We start from the raw sequence: 20,885 nt of genomic DNA, 5'->3' as shown, positions 1-20,885 counted from the left end.
GGCTACAATAAGACAAGTAACTGTCAAAGTGGAAGGAACAGAAGAATGAAATTTACGAATCCATTAAAGAAATTTTTTGAAAAATTGAAGCTTGCGGACGAAAAAGGCCGTAATCAAAATAAAAGTCATATCCCGTTTAGATTAAATTTTCTATTTTTTGTGATTTTTGGCTTGTTCGTTATTTTAGTCTCACGATTAGGCTATCTTCAGATCGTTGAAGGCGACAAAATGAAAGCTGAGATGAAGGCTTCAACGACCATCACGGTGAAAGAAAACGCCCCGCGCGGAGTAATCTATGATGCTAAAGGAACAGCGCTGGTAAATAATAAAGCCAATCCGGCCATTACTTTTACACGCGGCAATCGGATGGAAGCGTCTGATATTCTTAAATTAGCGATTGAATTGAACAAATTGATTGATGTACCCGTTGATGAAAATTTAACTACGCGTGATAAGAAGGATTACTGGCTTGCAGATAAGGATCATCTAAAGGAAGCCGAAGATCGTCTATCTTTTAAAGAAAAAAATCTTGATAATACGAATGAGTATCAAAAATTAGTCGATAAAGTGAAGGATAGTGAAATTCAATTCAGCGAGGATCAGCTAAAAATCGCGACGATTTTCAAACGAATGAATAGTGCTTCTGCGCTAAGCACAGTTTTTGTCAAAAACGAAGGTGTAACGGATGAGGAGTTGGCAGTGGTTGCTGAGCGTGCCTCAGATTTACCAGGCGTTTCTACAGGAACTGACTGGGATCGTTCGTATAACGACGATTTAGATGGTTCATTAAAAAGTATCTTAGGAAAAATTACAACAGAAAAAGAAGGATTGCCAGCTGAAGAAGCTGACGAATTATTGAAAAAGGGCTATGCGCGAAACGATCGTGTCGGTAAAAGTTATTTAGAGAAACAATATGAAGAGCAGCTTCAAGGTAAGAAGGGCGAATACAAAGTCACCTTGAATAACGAAGGAAATATTGAGAAACAAAAAGAGGTCAAAAAAGGAGAAAAAGGCTCGAATCTCGTTCTAACCATCGATAGTAATTTTCAGAAAAAAGTTGAAGATATCTTGAAAAAGCATTATCAAGGTTTAGTTGATAGTGGTGTTGCTAAGTATTCACCAGGTGCTTATGCAGTCGCCGTGAACCCAAATACGGGCGAAGTTTTAGCTATGACGGGCTTCACACATGATATCAATAGTAAGGAAATCGAAGAAAATACTTTAGGGACAATCACGAGTGCTTTTGAACCGGGTTCTGTTGTTAAGGCTGGAACTGTAACGGCAGGGTATCAAACAGGGGTTATTACAGGAAATGACACATTAATAGATCAACCAATCAAATTAGCAGGTACCGCGTTAAAAGGATCAATTTACAATAAAGTACTAGGCAATCAAATTCCATTGAATACGGTAAAAGCACTAGAATGGTCTTCTAATGCATATATGATGCAGATTGTTTTACGAATGTTGGGAGTTCAGTATCAACAAGAGATGAGTTTGCCAGAGAGCGCCTCATCGAAAGAAATGTATGATAAATTAAGGAATGCTTTTGCGGAGTATGGTATGGGTGTGAAAACACAAATTGATTTACCAAATGAATCTCCAGGGCTAGTCAATGATCAATTTGGGACTAAAAATGCTCCTGGCGGCGGGAACTTACTTGACCTGTCATTTGGTCAGTATGATACGTATACACCAATGCAATTGGCTCAATACGCAGCGACTGTTGCTAATGGTGGAACTAGAATAGCCCCTCATGTTGTCAAAGGAATTTATGGAAATAACGATAGTGGTGGACTTGGAAAATTACAACAAGAGATCACTGGTAAAAAATTGGATCAAGTCAACATCACTGGAGAGCAAATGGGAATTATCAAACAAGGTTTTTATCAAGCTGTTCATGGTAGCGATCCATATACTACAGCAAGAGATTTAGCTTCGGCGAAAATTGATCCTGCAGCTAAAACAGGGACTGCTGAAACGGTTGTATCTGTTAATGGTCAACCAGTGAATACGATCAATAGTAATATTGTTGCTTATGCACCCTACGATAAGCCGCAAATTGCAATCAGTGTGATGTTGCCAAATTTAGACGAAGAACATGACGATACAAATAAGGCTATTGCCAAAGACATAATAAATGCATTTGCAGACACATATGGCGTACAATAAGGCTAGGGAGCTTATGCTCCTTAGCCTTATTCGTTTAAATTGGATTAAATAGACGAATGAAGGAATCACTCTTTTTTGCTACATTTTAATAGATTTTTTATTAATAAAAATGAGTAAATTTTTGTATGAAAGGGAGAAAATAGCATGTCAGTTTATGATTTTAAAGTGGAAAAAACCGATGGAACAGAGAAATCTTTAGCAGATTATCAGGGAAAAGTACTTCTGATCGTTAATACAGCAACTGGCTGTGGATTTACACCACAATATGAAGGGTTGCAAAATTTATATGATCAGTACAAGAATAGCGGATTTGAAATTCTTGATTTTCCATGCAATCAATTTGGGAATCAAGCGCCTGGAACAGATGTAGAAGTTGCAGAGTTTTGTCAATTGAAATACCATACAACATTTCAGACCTTCGGTAAGATTGATGTTAACGGAGAAAATGAAGCACCTTTGTATAGTTACTTGAAGAGTGCGCAAGGTGGTTTACTTAACAAAGCAATTAAATGGAACTTTACAAAATTTTTGGTTGATCGCGGAGGAAATGTGATAAAACGCTATGCATCACAAACAAAGCCAGAAGATATTGCAAAAGACATCGAAGCGCAACTTTAACAACGTCAAGTAGAATTACTTAACGAATTTCGCGAAAAGGCTAGTCAAAAAAATAAAAACGTGATATGATATCAAAGTCTGAGAAATATCTTGGAAAACTGATCCTAACTAGGGAGGGAAAATCATGCGCGTAAATATCACTTTAGAATGTACTTCTTGTAAAGAACGTAACTACCTAACTAACAAAAACAAACGTAACAATCCAGATCGCTTGGAAAAAATGAAATATTGCCCACGCGAACGTAAAGTTACTTTGCATAAAGAAGTAAAATAATTTAGTTACTAAACCAGTAATCAGAGTTGATTACTGGTTTTTTTGTTTTCTAGAATTGAATGGGTCAATTGATTCTAAAGAACTTGGAAACGCGCATTTATTTTCAGAAATCTACATAAAATCTTCACAGAATCCTAAGCAAAAGATAACCTTCCAATGATAAAACTAAGTATCATATAAAACAATATAGAAAGGAAGGATCAAATGCGTAAAGTTCCACCGATTTTAAAGCCGATTGCTCTTTTAACTTTGTCGATCTTAATAGCAACGACTACAGGGATTCTGAATAATTCCAGTTATCGTCAAGTAAAAGCAACAACACCAACTACATCGACGACCGAATCTGCTACATCACGTACGACCGATTCTTCTAGTGATTTAAATAGCGTTACTAATGAAACAAACACAATCGAGGAGCAGACATCAATTGAAGAATCAAAAGACACCGATGCTATTGTTGAAAGCTCTGCTGAGAACAATCAGGTTGAAAATACGCAACCTTCAACAGACAGTAGCTCTGTAGCGTCACAACCGCAATCTTCAACGCAATCATCACAGACCGTACCGTCACAGCAACAACCAGCTGATGCACCAATTGGATCAAAGGCGGGTGATAATCAATGACGTTATTATTAGACATTATAAATGGCCTAAATAAGTTTTTGGGATTCTTAGATATTAGTCCTAAATACTCAAATCGTGCATACACGTTACTAAGTGTTATCCCGACTGTCTATATTTTACGGATTGTTTATGGGTTATGGCTTAATCAGAACTATCTACAATTATTCCTATATGGACTAGTTTTCATTGTATTAGTTTATTTCATTGTTTTAAACTTCTTTTACTACTTTATGGATAGAAATGTGAAAGGTGATATTACGCAGCTATTTGTAAAATATTTGCCGGATGATGCGTTTAATATCCAAAATGAAAAAAATATAAAGCCGAAAAAGGGGTTTGAAAAAGCGAAGGAGCTTCCTGTTGATTTCAATGAAGATTACCAGTTAAAACTGGTTGAAAATATCCAACTGCTGATTGAAGAGAAGGAAATCACGATTCGCGACCTTTCCAAAGAAGAAGGCTTCTTAATCGAAGAAAATACATTATATCCATATTATTATGTAAAACAAATTAATAGCGGGACGTATCAGCTACAGATTGGAAAGAATTATCGCAATTTGGAAACAATTGGAACGATTCATCAAACGGAGCCTTTAAAACCGATTGGATTATTCATTGTCGGAGGGGATTTTGTTAAGAATGGTGTACGCTACCATGAACCCTACCGCTTAAAATTTTTAGTCAAATCAGAAGAAGCGAATTCGCGAACACGTCGGAGTAAAAAATAAATACCGTCTGATCAATAATTCTCTAATAGTAGAGGGAACATTGATCAGAACGGTATTTTTATTTCAGGACATTGCGAATGTTTTCAACCATTTGAGTATACGCGATGGGACCATTGTATAGCCAACTTGATGTTCCGTCAAATTCAAATAGTCGATTAGTTTTAACTGCTGGAATGTTACTCCATAAAGGGTCTTTAAACATCGCAGCACCGTTGTCGCTATTGACTAAGAAGATATAATCAGCATCAAGTTGAGACAGGCTCTCCAACGAGACTTGAGAAAAGTCTGCGGTGGCTTTTTTGCTGATATCTTTTGTTAATTGGGGAATTTCAAAACCTAATTCTTTATAAATTAGTTGTCCACTAGAACGGTTATCAGCTACCATAAAAGCAGAATTATTCGTTACCCACAATACAACAGCAGATTTACCTTGGATTTCATTTTTAAGCTCTTTTTTAGTTTGGCTAACTAATTGATCATAGTCTTTCTCCACAGCTTTAGCTTTGTCTTCTTTTCCTAAAACAGCGCCAATATCCTCTAGTTGATCACGCCACGTAACACCATCACCATTTTTTACAACATAGGTAGGGGCAATCTTAGAATATTCCTTATATTTTCCACCTTCAAGTGATCCATTTGATCCAATCAATAACAGATCTGGTTCAAATTTTACTACGTCTTCATAAGGCATATCATAGTTAATAGTAGGAATATCCTTCAATTTGTCCTGTAGATAATGTTGAATCTTTCCCTCACCCACTGTCCATTGTGCAACAGGCTTTTCATCTAAAGCGACTAGGTAATCTTCTAGATATGAAGCAATAATCCGTTTAGGTTTTTTGGGGATGTCTACCTTGTGATCCAACGCATCAGTCATTGAGTGCACATCTTTATTTGTTTCTTTGCTATCATTATTCTGCCCACAAGCAGCTAAGCTGAAAAGAGCTAGCAGGAAAGCTGAACTCAGCATTACTTTTTTTAACATAAAAAAACTCCCTTGAAGTTAATTGAGAAAAATTCTCAATTACTATTATTACTGAAAGCATTTAGGGTGTCAACTGTGTCTTTTTTAATTGACAGTTGACGCAGATAACAAATAAGGTCATAATTGAGAACGATTATCAGAGAAATGAGGAAATTCTATGACAAAATTGAATACCGCTGATCTTTCAATTGGGTATGATAAAAAAATTGTCGTAAACGATATTACAGTAGAAATTCCCAAAGGTAAGATTACCAGTTTGATTGGTCCAAATGGTAGTGGGAAGTCCACTTTTTTAAAGGCTCTGGCACGGATTCTAGAACCAGCCAAGGGAGAGGTTTTTATCGACGGAGAAAACATCCAACAGTTAGATACTAAAAGTACTGCGCAAAAAATTGCTTCTTTGTCACAAACTAGTGCGCAAATCAGCGGATTAACTGTTGAAGAAATCGTAGCTTATGGACGATTTCCATATCAAAAGGGTTTTTCTGGATTGAAGGAAACGGATCACCAACTGATAAATTGGGCATTAAAAGCTACAAACCTTCAAAATTTAAAAGATCGAACATTGGGTACCTTGTCTGGTGGACAACAGCAACGTGTATGGATCGCCATGGCATTGGCACAGGATACAGACATTTTGATATTAGACGAACCAATTACTTTTTTGGATCCCGCGCATCAGTTGGAAATATTAGAATTATTACAGAAAATAAATCAGCAAGGAAAAACGATTCTGATGACGATTCATGACTTAAATCACGCCTCGCGCTTTTCTGATTATTTGTTGGGGATGAAAAGGGGAGAATTGGTTTTTCAAGGTACACCAAAAGAAATTTTCACAGTGGATAAATTGCTTACTCTTTTTGATATCCAAGCTACCTTTGCGACCATGCCTAACAGTGATAAACCGGTAGTTATTGCTTACGACCTGATAAAGGAGCATTAAAAAAATGATAAAGCAAAAATATTTTTTTCCTACTGTTGTTCTCTTATTAATCATTGCAATGCTTCTATCTTTGCGTTATGGAGCAGTTACCAGCCAATGGTCAGATGTAACTCGAGCATTGCTGAAGTTTAATCCGGAAAACCAGGGAGAACAGTTAATTCGTTATTTGCGATTACCGCGCATGCTGGGGGCGGCTTCTGTAGGGGCTGCCTTTGCGATAGCTGGCGCTTTGATGCAGGGAATTACCTCCAATCCAATCGCTGATTCTGGATTATTGGGAATTAATTCGGGCGCAGGATTAGGGCTTGTTTTGGTTTTTGTCTTAAATGCAAATCCTTCCCCTTCTGTAGGAATTCTTGGTTCTTTTCTTGGTGCATCACTTTCAATTTTTTTGATTTATTTAGTTTCTAATCGTATATCATTTGGATTGTCTCCTGTTCGGATTGTTTTATTAGGGGCGGCGTTAAGTGCCTTTTTTACGGCGTTGAGTCAGAGTATCAGTTTGATATTTAATCTGAACCAAGACATCACCTTTTGGTTTGTCGGAGGAACTGCTAACCTTACGTGGAACCAATTACAAGTGGCTATTCCGATAATCATGATTGGAATAATCGGCGCAATCTTGTTCGGACCTCAAATTTCTTTGTTGAGTTTAGGTGATGAAACTGCCATCTCCTTAGGAAAAAATCCTCGGCGTATTCGCCAAATGAGCATGCTGTTTGTTTTATTACTGGCAGGAAGTTCGGTGGCATTAGTTGGGACGATTAGCTTTATTGGATTAATAGTTCCCCATGTCGTTCGTTTTTTTGTGGGACATGATTATCGGTATGTGATTCCGGCTTCTGGATTATTCGGCGCTCTATTTTTTGTCGGGGCAGACACTCTTTCACGATTGATCGCTCCTCCGTTAGAAACTCCTGTTGGCGTTATTATTACAGTTATTGGGGTTCCGTTTTTACTTTTGCAAATTAGGAAGGGTAGCATATGAGAAAAAAGGCAGGTTGGCTATTAATACTTATTTTATTAGCTATTGGAATTGTACTCAGCCTTACCGTGGGGACGATTTCAATGTCAGTTACTGATCTTTTGCGAGTCTTTCAACAAACTGCTGCCAATAGTCAAAAATTAATCGTTTTTGATTTTCGTTTTCCACGGATGCTAGTTTCAATCTTGGCGGGTATGGGGTTAGCGGTTTCGGGTTACTTGTTTCAAACAATTACACATAATGATTTAGCGGATCCGGGAATTTTAGGAGTAAATGCGGGTGCGGGCCTGACGGTTCTAATTTATTTGGGCTTTTTTTCAACTGGTGAAAGTAGTTGGTTTTTACCACTGATTGCTTGTATCGGTAGTTTTTCAGCAACAGGGCTAGTCTACTATTTTGGCAGACAATCAAAACGTATCACACCGAATCGTTTGCTGTTAGCAGGGGTAGCAGTAAATGCCGGTATTTCAGCTTTGACTTTGATTGGTACGATTCGTGTTTCTAAAGACAATTATCAATTTGTGACGGCTTGGCTTGCGGGAACGATTTGGGGCACAACCTGGCAGCATGTGTTGCTCTTACTTCCTTGGATCCTTTGCATATTACCTTTGATAGTGTCGAAGGGGCGTTCGTTAGAGGTGCTAGAATTAGGAGACGAGATAGCTGTTGGATTAGGATTAAAATTGAAACGGACGCAGGTATTCTTTTTACTTTGTGCGGTTTGTTTGGCAGCAGTGAGCGTTTCTATTGCGGGTAGTATCAGTTTTATCGGTTTGATTGCGCCGCATATTGCCCAACAGTTTACTCGGCGGAAGAATAATCAAGCGTTACTGATGACTGCTGTGATCGGCGGTATTTTGTTATTGTATAGTGATATTTTAGCAAGGGTCATTTTGCCAAATGGTGAAATGGCTGCCGGAATTATTGTTTCGTTGATTGGAGCACCCTATTTTATTTTACAGTTATTGAAGAAAAGTAATGAAAGATAAGGAGAAACGAGATGAGTTGGACCACGATATGGAGTCATGCACAACGAGGGATTGCACATCACACTACTTCAAACGGAGTGATCCATTTAACGTTAAGACAAATTGCACCGGTGAAGGCAATTCGTTTAGTTTTTGCTAATGAATACGGCGAGAAGACACAACAAATCAAAAAGTTATCGATAAAAACCAATCAGACTTGTCAACATCTACCTGATTTTTCGTTGAGTCCTAGTGAACTTTTAAAAACAGGTTCTATTTCGATTGATTCAAATGCGAAAAAGTGGCAAATTACTTTTCAAGTTTCTTCGCTTGAAAGTGGCTTTTCCTATAATGATGCTGATTTTTTGGCGGAGCCTAGGAACCTAAATTTTTGTTCAGGATTATTGGCGATTGAAGGAGAGTGTGAGGGCGAATGTATTATTGCTTTAGGAGACTCTTTAACTGAAGGAGCAACTTGGACAGCACCTTTGCAGAGACAATGGCGAAAACATAATCTTTATCTAGTTAATCAAGGGATAAATGGCAGTTGCTTGCTGAAATCAAGTAGTGACGTTCCAACAAATGATTCACGGAACCTTTTTTATGGTTTTGGTGGGTTGCGTCGCTTAGAAGATTGTCTAACTAGTCACAGTAATGTCAGCAGAGTCATCCTTTTTCTTGGTGAGAATGATTTGATAAATGGGGACCTTACTTTGGAAAAGTTCAAAAAGGGGATCAGAGAGCTGATTCAACTTTGTGGAAAATATACGATAAGTTATCAATTGTGTACATTGTCGCCTTGTATGGGGTATCCGGGAATGAATCAAACGAAAGAAATGCTGCGCAAAGAAATAAATCAGTGGTTGCTTGAAAATTACGCTAACGTTTGGGATTTTTCAATGATTGTCGAAGAAGCATCAGGTTATTTACATTCGTCATTTGATAGCGGAGATCATTTGCATTTCAATGCAGTTGCTGGCTTAGCAATTGCTCGTCAAATTTCTAGTGATTTCATTAAAGGGGAGTAATCCCCTTTTTATTTTGTTTGGATTTTGTTAGTATTTCTAGATAAGAAGGTGAATGAATGGAGAAAGAGAAACTTAGACAACGGGCAATTTCTCGTTTACAAAAAATTGCGTCCAACGAGGAAAGACACGCTCAAATAGAAATCATTCTTGCAAAGTTTTTTCAAAGTAAGACTTGGGAAAAAGCAGATAGCATCGGTTTGACGATGGCAACAGAATTTGAGTTTCCAACATCACCGGTGATAAAACGTGCTCTTGATATGGGAAAAAGAATTGCTGTTCCTAAATCGCTGCCGAAAGGCCAGATGGTTTTTCATTGGATAGATGATGAATCCGCATTTTATACAACAAAATTTGGTGTCGCTGAACCTGCTACGGAAAATATTGCAAGACCGGATGAATTAGCACTATTGATTGTTCCTGGATTAGTGTTTAATCATGAAGGATACCGCATTGGATTTGGTGGAGGGTATTATGATCGCTATCTAGCAAATTATTCAGGAGAAACCTGCAGTTTAGTTTTCGCTGATCAATTAATCGAAGAATGGCAAATAGAAGCTTTTGATCAGCCAGTCCAGCAATTATTTCTTTCCTGATAGCTTTTGCTATTACCATAACTTAGTATAACCATAGAATGAGAGAGGTAGATACATGAAAAAAGACAAGCCTTATATGATGTATATGTTTTTTGCAATCAATACGATCGTTTTCATTATGCAGTATTTATTGCCTGGATTATCAATCGAGAATCAATTGGGAATGTTTGCACCATCGGTCATTTGGCAGCATCAATATTGGCGGTTTATTACTCCGATGTTTATTCATTTTGGATTGATGCATTTTGCTTTAAATGGAGTGGTCCTTTATTATATGGGGCAGCAGTGTGAAGCCATTTTTGGTCATTGGCGATTTGCTGTGATCTACCTATTAAGCGGGATTATGGGGAATTTTGCTAGTTTCGCATTTAACCAGCCAACGACACTATCCGGTGGAGCAAGTACAGCAATATTTGGATTATTTGGGGCCTTTTTAGTAGTTGGGTTGCACTATCGTGACAACGGAGCAATTCAGGCATTGACTCGTCAATTTACGCTGTTTATTATGATGAATCTTATTTTTGGTTTATTCGATTCGACAATTGATATTTGGGGACACTTGGGCGGTATTATTGGAGGCGCATTGTCTGGTTGGGCATTAGCGGTGCCGTATTCACAAGACCGCTTCACAACCCGAGGACGTGCTACATCTGTACTATTTTTCATTTTCGCTATTGTAATTTTTGTTTTCTTTGGACTAAGAAAATTTAGTATGTATCAATAATGATTGCGGACGAAGGTTGTCCGCTTTTTTTAGATTTCTGAATGAAGAGTGCTTTTTACTTAAAGTATGGAGAAACTGACAATCTGTAAATAACAAAAGTTTTTTGTGCCGTTTTTAGTTTGTGAAAATAGGTGGCAGTTGGTCTGAATTTGCGAGTGTGGAGAAAATACTATAAAATATAAAGCGGACTAGATGACTTATTAATAATTAGGCTAGGAAATAGAAATTAAGCTACAAAAAAAGCTCTTTTTTCTGTATAATACTAGGGATGTGTTTGAATGGAAAGTTTATATGATGTACAGCAGTTGCTAAAACAATTCGGCATTTATGTGTACGTAGGAAAGAGAATCTACGATATTGAATTAATGCAGATCGAATTGAAAAATTTATATGAGAGTCGTTTAGTGGATCGAGACACTTATTTGCAGGGTTGGAGCATTTTAAAACGAGAACATCACATTGAAGAAAGTCGAGAAGGTGACTAAAGTGGATAAAAAATTATTAGGTATTGACTTAGGCGGAACAACAGTAAAATTTGCGATTTTAACTGAAGCCGGTGAGATTCAGCAAAAATGGAGTATTGAAACTAATATTTTAGATGACGGTTCACATATTGTTCCGGATATCATTGATTCAATTAACCATCATTTGTCATTGTATGGTATGAGTCCTGAACAATTTATTGGAATCGGTATGGGAACTCCTGGTAGTGTCGATATTGAAGCTGGGACGGTTATTGGTGCCTATAATTTGAATTGGACAACGTTACAGCAGGTTAAAAGTGAGATTGAAAAAGGAACAAAAATCAAATTTAGTATTGATAACGATGCAAATGTAGCCGCCTTAGGTGAACGTTGGAAAGGCGCTGGTGATAATGAACCTGATGTTGTCTTTATGACCTTAGGAACGGGCGTTGGCGGTGGAATCGTGATGAACGGTCAATTACTTCATGGTATAGCTGGCTGTGCTGGTGAAATCGGACATGTGACCGTTGATCCTAATGGATTTGAATGTACTTGCGGCAAACGCGGGTGTCTAGAAACTGTGGCTAGTGCGACAGGCGTTGTGCGCGTAGCTCGCAAACTAGCTGAGGAATATGCAGGTGGTTCGCAGTTGAAAGCGCGTTTGGATAACGGTGAAGATATTACAAGTAAAGATGTCTTTGAGTTGGCTGAGAAGGAAAATGATGATCTTGCTTTAATGGTAGTCGATAAGGTAACGTTCTATTTAGGATTAGCTTGTGGAAATCTCGGAAATACATTGAATCCTTCAACGATTGTTATTGGAGGTGGTGTTTCTGCGGCGGGAGAATTTTTACGTAGTCGTATCGAAAACTACTTCAAAGAATTTACTTTCCCACAAGTACGGGAAAGTACAAAAATCAAACTAGCAGAGTTAGGAAATGAGGCGGGCGTTATTGGTGCTGCTTCATTAGCAAAATAGAATAAGGACTAAGAGAGGAATCAAGTGATGTCAATTTGGTGGAAAATTAATATTGTACTAATTTCAGTAATTGTTTTATACGGTCTTTACGAACTTTTTGTGCGAATTATGATGAGACGTTCTGCGAAAATCATTTCTCAAGAAGAATTTCAAGCAGGAATGCGTAAAGCGCAAGTCATTGATGTGCGTGAACGTGACGAGTTTAATGCAAAACATATTTTAGGAGCGCGTAGTTTTCCATATACTATGTTAAAAGAAACCTATAGCTCTTTAAGAAAAGATCAGCCTATCTTTATTTATGATCATAATAAATCAATCAGTGCTCGTGCTGCCAACTTGCTTAGAAAAAAAGGGTACACGGATTTGTATATTCTTAAAGGCGGAATGCAAGAATGGACCGGAAAAGTTAAGCAGAAAAAGAATGATTAATTAAAAAGTTGTTGGATAAATAGTTAGCCGACCTATAAAAGTTAGTTTTGCGGACTAACTTTTATAGGTCGGCATTTTGATGGTGAAACAGTAAATTGAATTCAAATATCAGATATCTGAAGGCGTTGATCTAGCTGATAATACATTCATTAAATTGACTGAATATAGGATTACGCTTATTATGAAAGCTGGTACTTTACTAAGAGTCAGGTTAAAGGCTTGAGAATATTACTTAAACAAATAAGTATAGCGATAGGAGTTAGGAAAATTTATGAGTATAAAATTAGTTGCCATCGATTTGGATGGTACATTACTAAACGATCATCACGAAATCAATCAACCAGTCATTGATGTGATTAAAACTGCACGTAAAGCTGGAGTCTATGTGGTTCTTTCAACGGGTCGTCCATTATCAGGTACGAGAGCCCAGTTAGATGCATTAGGATTGACTAATATAGATGACTATATTATTACGTATAACGGTGCATTGGTTTTGAATACAAATACGTGGGAGATTGTTGCTGAACATGGTTTGACACGAGAAAATTATTTGGAGATTGATCATTTGGCACGTTTATTGGGCGTCCATTTACATCTTGCAGATAAAAAGGAAATGTACACGTCTAACCGTGATATCAGTCCGTACACGATTTTAGAATCTTATTTAGTAAATATGCCTCTGCATTATCGAACACCGGAAGAAATTGCTGCAGGAAATATATTACCCATCAAGATGATGATGATTGATGATCCTGAAATTTTAAGTGAAGCATACAAAAAAATTCCGACAGAATATTTCAAAAAATATACGCTTGTACGGAGTACTCCGTATTTCCTTGAAGTATTAAATCCTAATGCCAGTAAGGGGATAGCATTAAAAGAGTTGAGTGAGCATCTAGGAATCCAACAGTCCGAAGTAATGGCCATCGGTGATGCAGAGAATGATCTGTCAATGATTGAATTTGCTGGAACTGGAATTGCAATGGGAAATGCCAGCGAATCAGTTAAAGCGGCGGCCGATTACACTGTCGCAACAAATCTAGAAGATGGTGTAAAAGAAGCATTTGAGCGATGGGTGTTAAAATAGTTTGGTAAGCTTTTGATGAAATAATCATCAGAAGCTTTTTTTTATTGCTTATTCCTCGATTTTTCTCTACTCTTAAAGAGATGAAACTAAAAAATGGGGAATGTGTATGAAAAAAATCGCAATTATTGGTGCAGGTCCATATGGCTTGATCGCTTTAGATCGCTTAATTAAACAAGCACCATCAAATGAAAAAATTACTCTTTTGCTTTTTGATCCCGAGGGGCCTGGAGGCAATATTTGGCGTGAAGATCAAAATGATCAAGTAATCATGAACACCGTTATGCAACATGTGACCTTGTTTTCGGAGGATGAAGGACCGAATTTAGCAGAATGGAATCAGACAAGAGCTCCTGAATACCTTTCTACTTTAAAAAACGGAGAAACCTTTTTATCAGAAATCAGCTTAGGAGAAAATGATTATTGCCAGCGGCGATATTATGGTGTTTATCAACGTTGGTTTTTCGAGGAGCTGATAAAGCAACTTCCAGAAAATGTAACGGTCGAAATGATTGAAGAAAAAGTTATTGATTTAACCTTGAACGAAGAGGAGATCATACTTCAAGCTTCACAAACGTATCGAGTCAGCAATGTTATCTTGGCAACTGGACATTCGTCCAATCATTTGAATGAAGAGGAAGAAAAAAATAAAACCTATGCAGAAGAACATGGTCTATTCTATCAAGGACCGGGGAATCCTTCTGATACACCGCTAGATCGATTAGCAGAAGGAGATGTGATACTTCGGGGATTGGGTCTCAGTTTCTTTGATTATATTGCGCTGTTCGTTGCTAAATGGGGCGGACGCTTTATCGAAAAGCAGGATTGTTTGGTGTATGAAGCTTCTGGGAAAGAGCAGCAGCTGATAGTTGGCTCAGGAAGGGGATTGCCGTATCATGCACGACCAAATAATCAGAAAAATCCTGGAGAGGATGCACAGCCCCAGATTCTGACAAAAACATTTATGAAGCAATTCAGCGGCAGTGCGCAAGATCTGTTTGATTTACTAAAGAAGGAAGCTGAATTAGCTTTCTACCAAGTGAGGCTGTCGAAATCTGAAATAGTGTTAGAAAAATTTTTGCGTGAATACCGCGAAGGGGACAAAGAAAGCGTCTTACAAAAATATCACGTCCCAACTGGAGATCGTTTAGATTGGGAAAAACTTTTTGATCCGGGAAAGAAAGTTTCTCCGCAAGAGTTTCCTGAGTTTATTCAAAGTTATTTGGAAAATGATATCGCCGAGGCTGAACGTGGAAATGTAAGTGGCGCATTCGCTAGAGCGATTGATACGTATAAAGAATTACAAGAACCTTTCAACTATATGTTGGATCACGAAAAATTCTCTCCGAAAGAATATTTCGAAGATTTTTTTGGGACCTTCAATCGAAATTATAGTTTTCTGACGATTGGCGCACCAGTAATCCGACAAAAACAGTTGTTAGCACTTGTGAAAGCAGGTGTTGTACAGTTTTTAGCACCTGAAATGACTGTTGAAAGAAAAGAAGGCGCATTCTTAGCTTTCAGTAAAAAGGTATCAGAACAGACATTTAGCAGTAAAAATTTGATTGAAGCTCGTTTGCCTGCAACCAATTTAAATCGTACAAAAAATCCCTTGTTGATACAGATGCGTGAAAGAGGCTATATAACACCGCATCAGGTAATCTTTGATGGAGAGAAACACTTAACAGGAGCATTACAAGTTAAACGCGAAACGCATCAGGTGATTGATCGAAAGGGGAATGTTTTATCGCATATTTTCTGCTATGGGATCCCCTTGGAGGGTTTAGATTGGTTAAACGCTGCATCACCACGTCCGAAAAGTAATGATCGAGTTTTTTATTTAGCCAATCAAATTGTCGATACGATTTATCACTAAAAAAAGAAAGCCGATGGCTTTCTCAGACTGTAGACAAAAGACGTTCCAAACTCGAAATTTGAGTTTGGGACGTCTTTTTATCTGATTTCTTTCGAAATTCAGGACAAAAAAATAAAGGCTTCTTGCCTTTCCATAGCCATGTGGCTAATTTCTTTAAATTCATTGCAGCAAACACTAGCATCGTATGCGTCGCGACTTTTTCCAAGCCTCGATACTTGGTCCAACGCATCCCATGCTTCTCTTTTGCATCCGCAAATATTCGTTCAATCGTTTGTTTTCGTTTTTTATAAATCGATTTATTCCGATCCGTTAAACGAAGATGTTCCGCTTCATCCATTAAGTCTCCCCAAACATGTCTCGTGATGACTCGTTGATGATTTTTACTTTTGGTACATTGGTTTAGCAGAGGGCAGTGCACACACTCTTTTGGATCAGATTTGTATTCACGATACCCGTCTCGAGTGACTGTTGAAAAATCGAGCATTTGATCCTGCGGACAAATGTAACAATCATAATACTCGTCATAGAGAAACTCGTTTTTTGATAATAGTCCCTTTTTCCCTTTGGGCCTTGAATAAGGCAAACAAGGTCGAAGGTTCAAATGAGTCAAAAAGTGAACAAACTTAGGTGTCTTATACCCGGCATCGGCGACAACACAGTTGATTTCAGGAAAAAGTCTCTTCGATTGTTTGACGAGTTGAAAGGCGACTTGACTGTCATGAATATTTCCAGGAGTTATGATGGTGCTGAGAACAAATCCGTTGTCGTCGCATGAAGTATGGGCAGAATAAGCAAATTGTTTTTCTCGTTCACCTTTGACGTAGTAGCCACTTTCCGGATCAGACTTACTTATTTTTCTTTCTTTCAGCTTCACTTCCTTTTCTAGGTCCAAAGTAAAAGGGCGTTTTCCGGCCTCTATTCGTTGACGATTGATCTCATCTTCTAATTCATCTTGATAGGCTTTCGCTTCATCATGGGTCATTTCCTTCGTGAACTTATGCTTATTGGCGTTGGCTTTGATGTGGGTAGAATCCAGATACAAATTATCCTCTGTTACGAAACCTGCTTTAACTGCTTGTTCTAAAATATAGGCAAAGATATCCTCAAACAACGTCGTTTCTCTAAATCGGCGGACATAATTCTTTCCAAAAGTTGAGAAATGGGGGATTTTCTCCTCGAAGGAATAGCCTAAAAACCAGCGGTAAGCGACATTGGTATCGACTTCCTTAATGGTTTGGCGCATGGAACGGATGCCGAATAAATACTGGATAAACACCAATTTGATCAGAATGACTGGATCGATACTTGGTCGACCTAAATCGGAGTAAGTGGCTTCGACGATTGGATAAATAAAGTCAAAATCAATCGCGGCATCAATCTTTCGAACGAGGTGATCTTGAGGAACCAGATCATCAATCGTGAGCATCGCAAATTGATTTCTACCGTTCGTATTGTTTTTAGACATCATAACTATCACTCCTTGTATTCGATTTCATAAATCTATTATAAAAGAAAAGACTGTAGACATCATCCATAAAATGGACTTTGTCTACAGTCTGAGAAAGCCGATGGCTTTCTTTTTTTATCGTGCGATTCGTTTTCTACGGGCTTTTTTACGATTTTCATCGATTTTTGTTTCTTTTTCTTCAATGGGGTCGATAACTTTCTTTTTAACACCCATCACTACACCAGCAACTACTGCTGCAGCAGCTAAGGTACCAGTAACGAATCCTGAAGCAAATTTACGCATCGTTTCATCACTCCTTCTCTTTATATCTTCATTATGAAGCAAAAGCACAAAAATAGAAAGTTTAACGAATGGAAAATCGCTTGCATTTATTTAGTAAACAAATTATAATTTGTTTACTAAATAAAATAAAAATGACAGGAGTAGATAAAATGGCAATTTTAGTTTTAGGCGGCGCTGGATATATTGGTTCTCATACGGTAGATAAGTTAGTTTCACGAGATTACGAAGTCGTTGTTGTTGATAATTTATTGACAGGTCATCGTGAGGCTGTTCATCCTAATGCAAAATTTTATGAAGGGGATTGTCGTGATAAAGCATTTATGCGGGATGTTTTCACGAAAGAATCAATTGAAGGCGTTGTTCATTTTGCAGCCAGTTCATTAGTTGGTGAATCTGTTGAAAAACCGTTAAAGTATTTTAATAATAACGTTGTTGGAATGGAAAGTTTATTAGAAATTATGGAAGAATTTGACGTCAAAAATATTGTCTTTTCTTCAACTGCAGCTACTTATGGTGAGCCAGGTGTGTCCCCGATTACTGAAGAAGTTCCGACTAACCCAACCAATCCATATGGTGAAAGCAAATTAATGATGGAAAAAATGATGAAGTGGTGCGATAACGCGTATGGTATGCGTTATGTTGCCTTGCGTTACTTTAATGTTGCTGGTGCAAAAGCCGATGCCAGTATTGGAGAAGACCATGATCCAGAAACCCATTTGGTACCGATTATTCTACAAGTGGCCTTAGGTCAAAGAGATCATTTAACGATTTTCGGCGATGACTATGATACACCAGACGGGACATGTATTCGCGATTATGTTCAGGTAGAAGATTTAGCTGATGCCCATATCCTTGCATTGGAGTATTTAAAAGCTGGAAATCCAAGTAATTTCTTCAATCTTGGTTCAAATAATGGCTACTCTGTCAAGGAAATGCTGGATGCGGCTCGTGAAGTGACTGGAAAAGAAATTGCTGCAGAAATCGGACCTCGTCGTGCTGGAGACCCAAGCCGCTTAGTGGCATCAAGTGACAAAGTCAAAGCAGCTTTAGGTTGGAAGCCAGAGTATACGGACATCAAAGCAATCATTGAAACAGCGTGGAACTGGCATGTGAGTCATCCACATGGGTATGAGGATTAGGAGGAAATAGTGTGTCAATCAGTCAAACGGTAAAAGATTTTATTACTTTAGCCATACAATCAGGCGGTTGGATGGAGATGGATCGCTTGTATTTAGAAAACCGCGTGATCGCTATGATTGGAGAAGACTCTTTGTCAAAAGCGGAAAATCGTGAGGTATCCGAGAGTGCAGTAGAATTAGTTGACCAACTGTTGACTCAGGCCGAAAAAAATCAAGTAATCACAGACTTACAGGCAGAAAGGGACATTCTTGAAGCACAACTGATGGATTTGATGACACCACCGCCTTCAGTTGTAAATGCTTATTTTGCACAATATTATTCGAAGGATCCTGTCCAAGCAACAGATTATTTCTTCCAGTTAAGTAAAAATAATGATTATATTAAAACTCGTGAGATTGCTCGTAACATTATTTTTCCCGCTGAAACAGAATACGGCGAGTTGGAAATTACGATTAATCTTTCAAAACCTGAAAAAGATCCAAAACAAATTGCCGCGGAAAGACAAATGAAAAAAGTTGATTATCCGAAATGTATGCTGTGTATGGAAAATGAAGGATACAAAGGACGAATGAATTATCCAGCACGGACCAACCATCGTATTATTCGAATGAATCTTGATGGTGAAAGTTGGGGGTTCCAATACTCACCTTATGCTTACTATAACGAGCATTGCATCATTTTATCAGAAGAGCATCGCCCAATGAAAATTACCAAGGCAACTTTTCAACGCTTGTTGAGGATCACAGAAGTCTTACCACACTATTTTGTTGGGTCAAATGCGGATTTGCCAATTGTTGGTGGTTCAATCCTTTCACACGATCATTATCAAGGCGGTCGGCATACATTTCCAATGGCTATAGCTGAGATGGAACGAACGTTTGAACTTAAAGGTTATCCAAATGTAAAAGCCGGTATTGTTAAGTGGCCAATGTCAGTCATTCGGCTGCAAGGGAAAAACAAAAAGGACTTAGTTGATGCTTCTCAAATGATTTTTGAGAAATGGGATGCTTATTCGGATGAAGCATTACAAATCGTTGCTCGTACTTCAGATGGCCTTTCTCACCACACAATTACACCAATTGCTCGCCGAAAAGAGGATCTATTTGAAATGGATTTGGTTCTACGTGATAACAATGTTTCCGCTGAATTTCCAGATGGTATTTTTCATCCGCATCCAGATGTACAGCACATTAAGAAAGAAAATATCGGTCTAATTGAAGTGATGGGACTGGCTGTTTTGCCACCGCGTCTAGAATCCGAGTTGAAAGAAGTCGAAAAATATTTATTGAACGAGGAAAATACAATTGCCGATTATCATATTACATGGGCCGATGAATTGAAAGCGACGAATCAAATTACAAGCGAGAATGTTACAAAAGTCGTTCAAACGGCAGTGGGAACCGTTTTTGCCCGTGTCTTGGAGGATGCTGGGGTCTTCAAACGGGATGTTGAAGGACAAGAAGGTTTCACACGCTTTATTAATACTTTGTAGAAAGGGGCAGCGATGGCAACTATTCGAGATATTGCAAAATTGGCGGGAGTTTCTCCTGCTACAGTTTCACGTGTGCTAAATTACGATCAAGAATTATCCGTCGCCCAAGAAACAAAGCAGCGTATTTTTGAAGTGGCGGAGGAATTAAACTACACTAAACATAAACGCGCGAACAGGCCGGGGAAATCTGTTATCCGTTTAGTACAATGGTATGATGAAGCCGAAGAATTAGCAGATTTGTATTATTTATCGATTCGTTTAGGGATCGAGAAGAAGGCTGAAGAATTGAATATTCAAATTCGACGAGAAGCTTTGAATGAGCTATCGGATAGTCAAGTCAGCGGAACAATCGCTCTAGGAAAATTTGATGCTGAGCAGATACGACAGTTGAAACAAATTGATGAGCAGCTATTATTCGTCGATTTTGATGGCATGAATAATGGGCTGAATTCACTAGTCATTGATTTTGATCAAAGTGTTGATCTAGTGATTGATCACTTTATTCAACAAGGTCATCAAAAAATTGGTATTCTTTCTGGAAAAGAGCACACTAAACATAATTTACAGCCAATCGAGGACCCGCGATTGAGTGCTTTTAAAACAAAGATGGAACAACTTAATCTTTATCGACCAGAGTTCACTTTGACTGCTGCTTTTTCAATGGAGGCTGGAAAGGCAGCAATGGCTAAGTTTTTAGCTGAGAATTATGAGTTACCAGAAGCTTTATTTGCTTCAAGTGATGCATTAGCTGTAGGGGCAATGCAAGCAATTCAAGAAAGTGGTTTGCAAATTCCGGAGGATATATCTGTCATTGGTTTTAATGATGTCAGCGTGGCTAAATATGTATCGCCAGCTTTATCAACTGTTAAAGTTGAAACTGAGTGGATGGGGGAATTAGCGGTTTCAACAATTTTAGATCTAGCAAAAGAATTTTCACCCGTTCCACGAAAAATTATGCTGGGTACGAAGCTAATCGAACGAGATTCCACTAAATAATTCAATATATCTAGTAAAGTCTTTTTGAAA

At 38.1% G+C, this 20,885-nt stretch carries 22 protein-coding genes; 19 read left to right on the top strand and 3 right to left on the bottom strand.

Translation table 11 applies throughout. The features are described 5' to 3' along the window. Window positions 1–45: 45 nt before the first annotated feature. The 5 genes from IGI44_RS10820 to IGI44_RS10800 all read left to right on the top strand — a co-directional run bounded on the left by IGI44_RS10820 (window position 46) and on the right by IGI44_RS10800 (window position 4,416). Window positions 46–2,172, top strand: coding sequence for a penicillin-binding transpeptidase domain-containing protein (locus tag IGI44_RS10820; RefSeq protein ID WP_438787742.1), 2,127 nt, complete (start codon window positions 46–48; stop codon window positions 2,170–2,172). Window positions 2,173–2,316: 144 nt separating this feature from the next. Continuing rightward, window positions 2,317–2,790, top strand: coding sequence for a glutathione peroxidase (locus IGI44_RS10815; RefSeq protein WP_438787741.1), 474 nt, complete (start codon window positions 2,317–2,319; stop codon window positions 2,788–2,790). A 124-nt stretch (window positions 2,791–2,914) separates the two neighbouring features. Continuing rightward, complete coding sequence (gene rpmG / locus IGI44_RS10810) at window positions 2,915–3,064, top strand: 50S ribosomal protein L33 (RefSeq protein WP_010740369.1); 150 nt, start codon at window positions 2,915–2,917, stop codon at window positions 3,062–3,064. A 204-nt stretch (window positions 3,065–3,268) separates the two neighbouring features. Then, complete coding sequence (locus tag IGI44_RS10805) at window positions 3,269–3,688, top strand: hypothetical protein (RefSeq protein ID WP_438787740.1); 420 nt, start codon at window positions 3,269–3,271, stop codon at window positions 3,686–3,688. After that, a complete protein-coding gene (locus tag IGI44_RS10800; RefSeq protein WP_438787739.1) occupies window positions 3,685–4,416 on the top strand; it encodes a DUF6681 family protein in 732 nt (243 codons plus the stop codon). The genes IGI44_RS10805 and IGI44_RS10800 overlap by 4 nt, the downstream gene beginning before the upstream one ends. A 58-nt stretch (window positions 4,417–4,474) precedes the next feature. Here IGI44_RS10800 and IGI44_RS10795 read toward each other — a convergent pair whose 3' ends face one another. Beyond that, window positions 4,475–5,401, bottom strand: coding sequence for an ABC transporter substrate-binding protein (locus IGI44_RS10795; RefSeq protein ID WP_438787738.1), 927 nt, complete (start codon window positions 5,399–5,401; stop codon window positions 4,475–4,477). Between the two features lie 157 nt (window positions 5,402–5,558). Between IGI44_RS10795 and IGI44_RS10790 the strand changes: the two genes are divergently transcribed. The 11 genes from IGI44_RS10790 to IGI44_RS10740 all read left to right on the top strand — a co-directional run bounded on the left by IGI44_RS10790 (window position 5,559) and on the right by IGI44_RS10740 (window position 15,477). Next, window positions 5,559–6,347, top strand: a complete 789-nt coding sequence (locus tag IGI44_RS10790) for an ABC transporter ATP-binding protein (protein WP_438787737.1) — start codon at window positions 5,559–5,561, stop codon at window positions 6,345–6,347. A gap of 4 nt (window positions 6,348–6,351) precedes the next feature. Then, a complete protein-coding gene (locus tag IGI44_RS10785) occupies window positions 6,352–7,335 on the top strand; it encodes a FecCD family ABC transporter permease (RefSeq protein ID WP_438787736.1) in 984 nt (327 codons plus the stop codon). Then, window positions 7,332–8,321 carry a FecCD family ABC transporter permease gene (locus IGI44_RS10780; RefSeq protein ID WP_438787735.1) on the top strand — a complete coding sequence of 330 codons (990 nt, stop codon included), beginning with the start codon at window positions 7,332–7,334 and terminating at the stop codon, window positions 8,319–8,321. Before IGI44_RS10785 ends, IGI44_RS10780 begins: the two co-directional genes overlap by 4 nt. Window positions 8,322–8,332: 11 nt before the next feature. After that, window positions 8,333–9,328 carry a GDSL-type esterase/lipase family protein gene (locus IGI44_RS10775; RefSeq protein WP_438787734.1) on the top strand — a complete coding sequence of 332 codons (996 nt, stop codon included), beginning with the start codon at window positions 8,333–8,335 and terminating at the stop codon, window positions 9,326–9,328. Between the two features lie 56 nt (window positions 9,329–9,384). After that, window positions 9,385–9,921: a 5-formyltetrahydrofolate cyclo-ligase gene (locus tag IGI44_RS10770; RefSeq protein WP_438787733.1), complete on the top strand. Its 537-nt coding sequence runs from the start codon at window positions 9,385–9,387 to the stop codon at window positions 9,919–9,921. 55 nt (window positions 9,922–9,976) lie between these two features. Then, window positions 9,977–10,645, top strand: a complete 669-nt coding sequence (locus IGI44_RS10765; protein WP_438787732.1) for a rhomboid family intramembrane serine protease — start codon at window positions 9,977–9,979, stop codon at window positions 10,643–10,645. Window positions 10,646–10,923: 278 nt separating this feature from the next. Further along, entirely contained in the window at window positions 10,924–11,130 is a 207-nt protein-coding gene (locus IGI44_RS10760; RefSeq protein WP_438787731.1) for a YqgQ family protein, read from the top strand. A gap of 1 nt (window position 11,131) precedes the next feature. Next, entirely contained in the window at window positions 11,132–12,088 is a 957-nt protein-coding gene (locus IGI44_RS10755; protein WP_438787730.1) for an ROK family glucokinase, read from the top strand. A 27-nt stretch (window positions 12,089–12,115) separates the two neighbouring features. Next, a complete protein-coding gene (locus IGI44_RS10750; protein ID WP_438787729.1) occupies window positions 12,116–12,517 on the top strand; it encodes a rhodanese-like domain-containing protein in 402 nt (133 codons plus the stop codon). 271 nt (window positions 12,518–12,788) lie between these two features. Continuing rightward, on the top strand, window positions 12,789–13,604 hold the full coding sequence (gene yidA, locus IGI44_RS10745; protein ID WP_438787728.1) for a sugar-phosphatase: 816 nt from the start codon (window positions 12,789–12,791) through the stop codon (window positions 13,602–13,604). Between the two features lie 106 nt (window positions 13,605–13,710). After that, a complete protein-coding gene (locus tag IGI44_RS10740; protein ID WP_438787727.1) occupies window positions 13,711–15,477 on the top strand; it encodes an FAD/NAD(P)-binding protein in 1,767 nt (588 codons plus the stop codon). Between the two features lie 22 nt (window positions 15,478–15,499). Here the strand turns inward: IGI44_RS10740 and IGI44_RS10735 are convergent, their stop codons facing one another. Next, window positions 15,500–16,945, bottom strand: a complete 1,446-nt coding sequence (locus IGI44_RS10735; protein ID WP_438787726.1) for an IS1182 family transposase — start codon at window positions 16,943–16,945, stop codon at window positions 15,500–15,502. 114 nt (window positions 16,946–17,059) lie between these two features. Then, on the bottom strand, window positions 17,060–17,227 hold the full coding sequence (locus IGI44_RS10730; RefSeq protein ID WP_438787725.1) for a DUF3042 family protein: 168 nt from the start codon (window positions 17,225–17,227) through the stop codon (window positions 17,060–17,062). Between the two features lie 149 nt (window positions 17,228–17,376). Here IGI44_RS10730 and galE point away from each other — a divergent pair, with 149 nt between their 5' ends. Genes galE through IGI44_RS10715 form a run of 3 tightly spaced genes read left to right on the top strand, consistent with a single transcriptional unit; the run spans window position 17,377 to window position 20,855 of the window. Continuing rightward, entirely contained in the window at window positions 17,377–18,366 is a 990-nt protein-coding gene (gene galE / locus IGI44_RS10725; protein WP_438787724.1) for a UDP-glucose 4-epimerase GalE, read from the top strand. Window positions 18,367–18,377: 11 nt separating this feature from the next. Next, window positions 18,378–19,859 (top strand): UDP-glucose--hexose-1-phosphate uridylyltransferase, encoded by a 1,482-nt coding sequence (galT, locus tag IGI44_RS10720; RefSeq protein ID WP_438787723.1) that lies wholly within the window; start codon window positions 18,378–18,380, stop codon window positions 19,857–19,859. Window positions 19,860–19,871: 12 nt separating this feature from the next. Beyond that, a complete protein-coding gene (locus IGI44_RS10715; protein ID WP_438787722.1) occupies window positions 19,872–20,855 on the top strand; it encodes a LacI family DNA-binding transcriptional regulator in 984 nt (327 codons plus the stop codon). Window positions 20,856–20,885: the final 30 nt, after the last annotated feature.

This window comes from Enterococcus sp. DIV0756 (assembly GCF_051710745.1).
Taxonomy (GTDB): Bacteria; Bacillota; Bacilli; order Lactobacillales; family Enterococcaceae; genus Enterococcus_A.
Note: the sequence above shows the minus strand (reverse complement) of the source record. Positions and strands in the feature narration are given on the sequence as shown.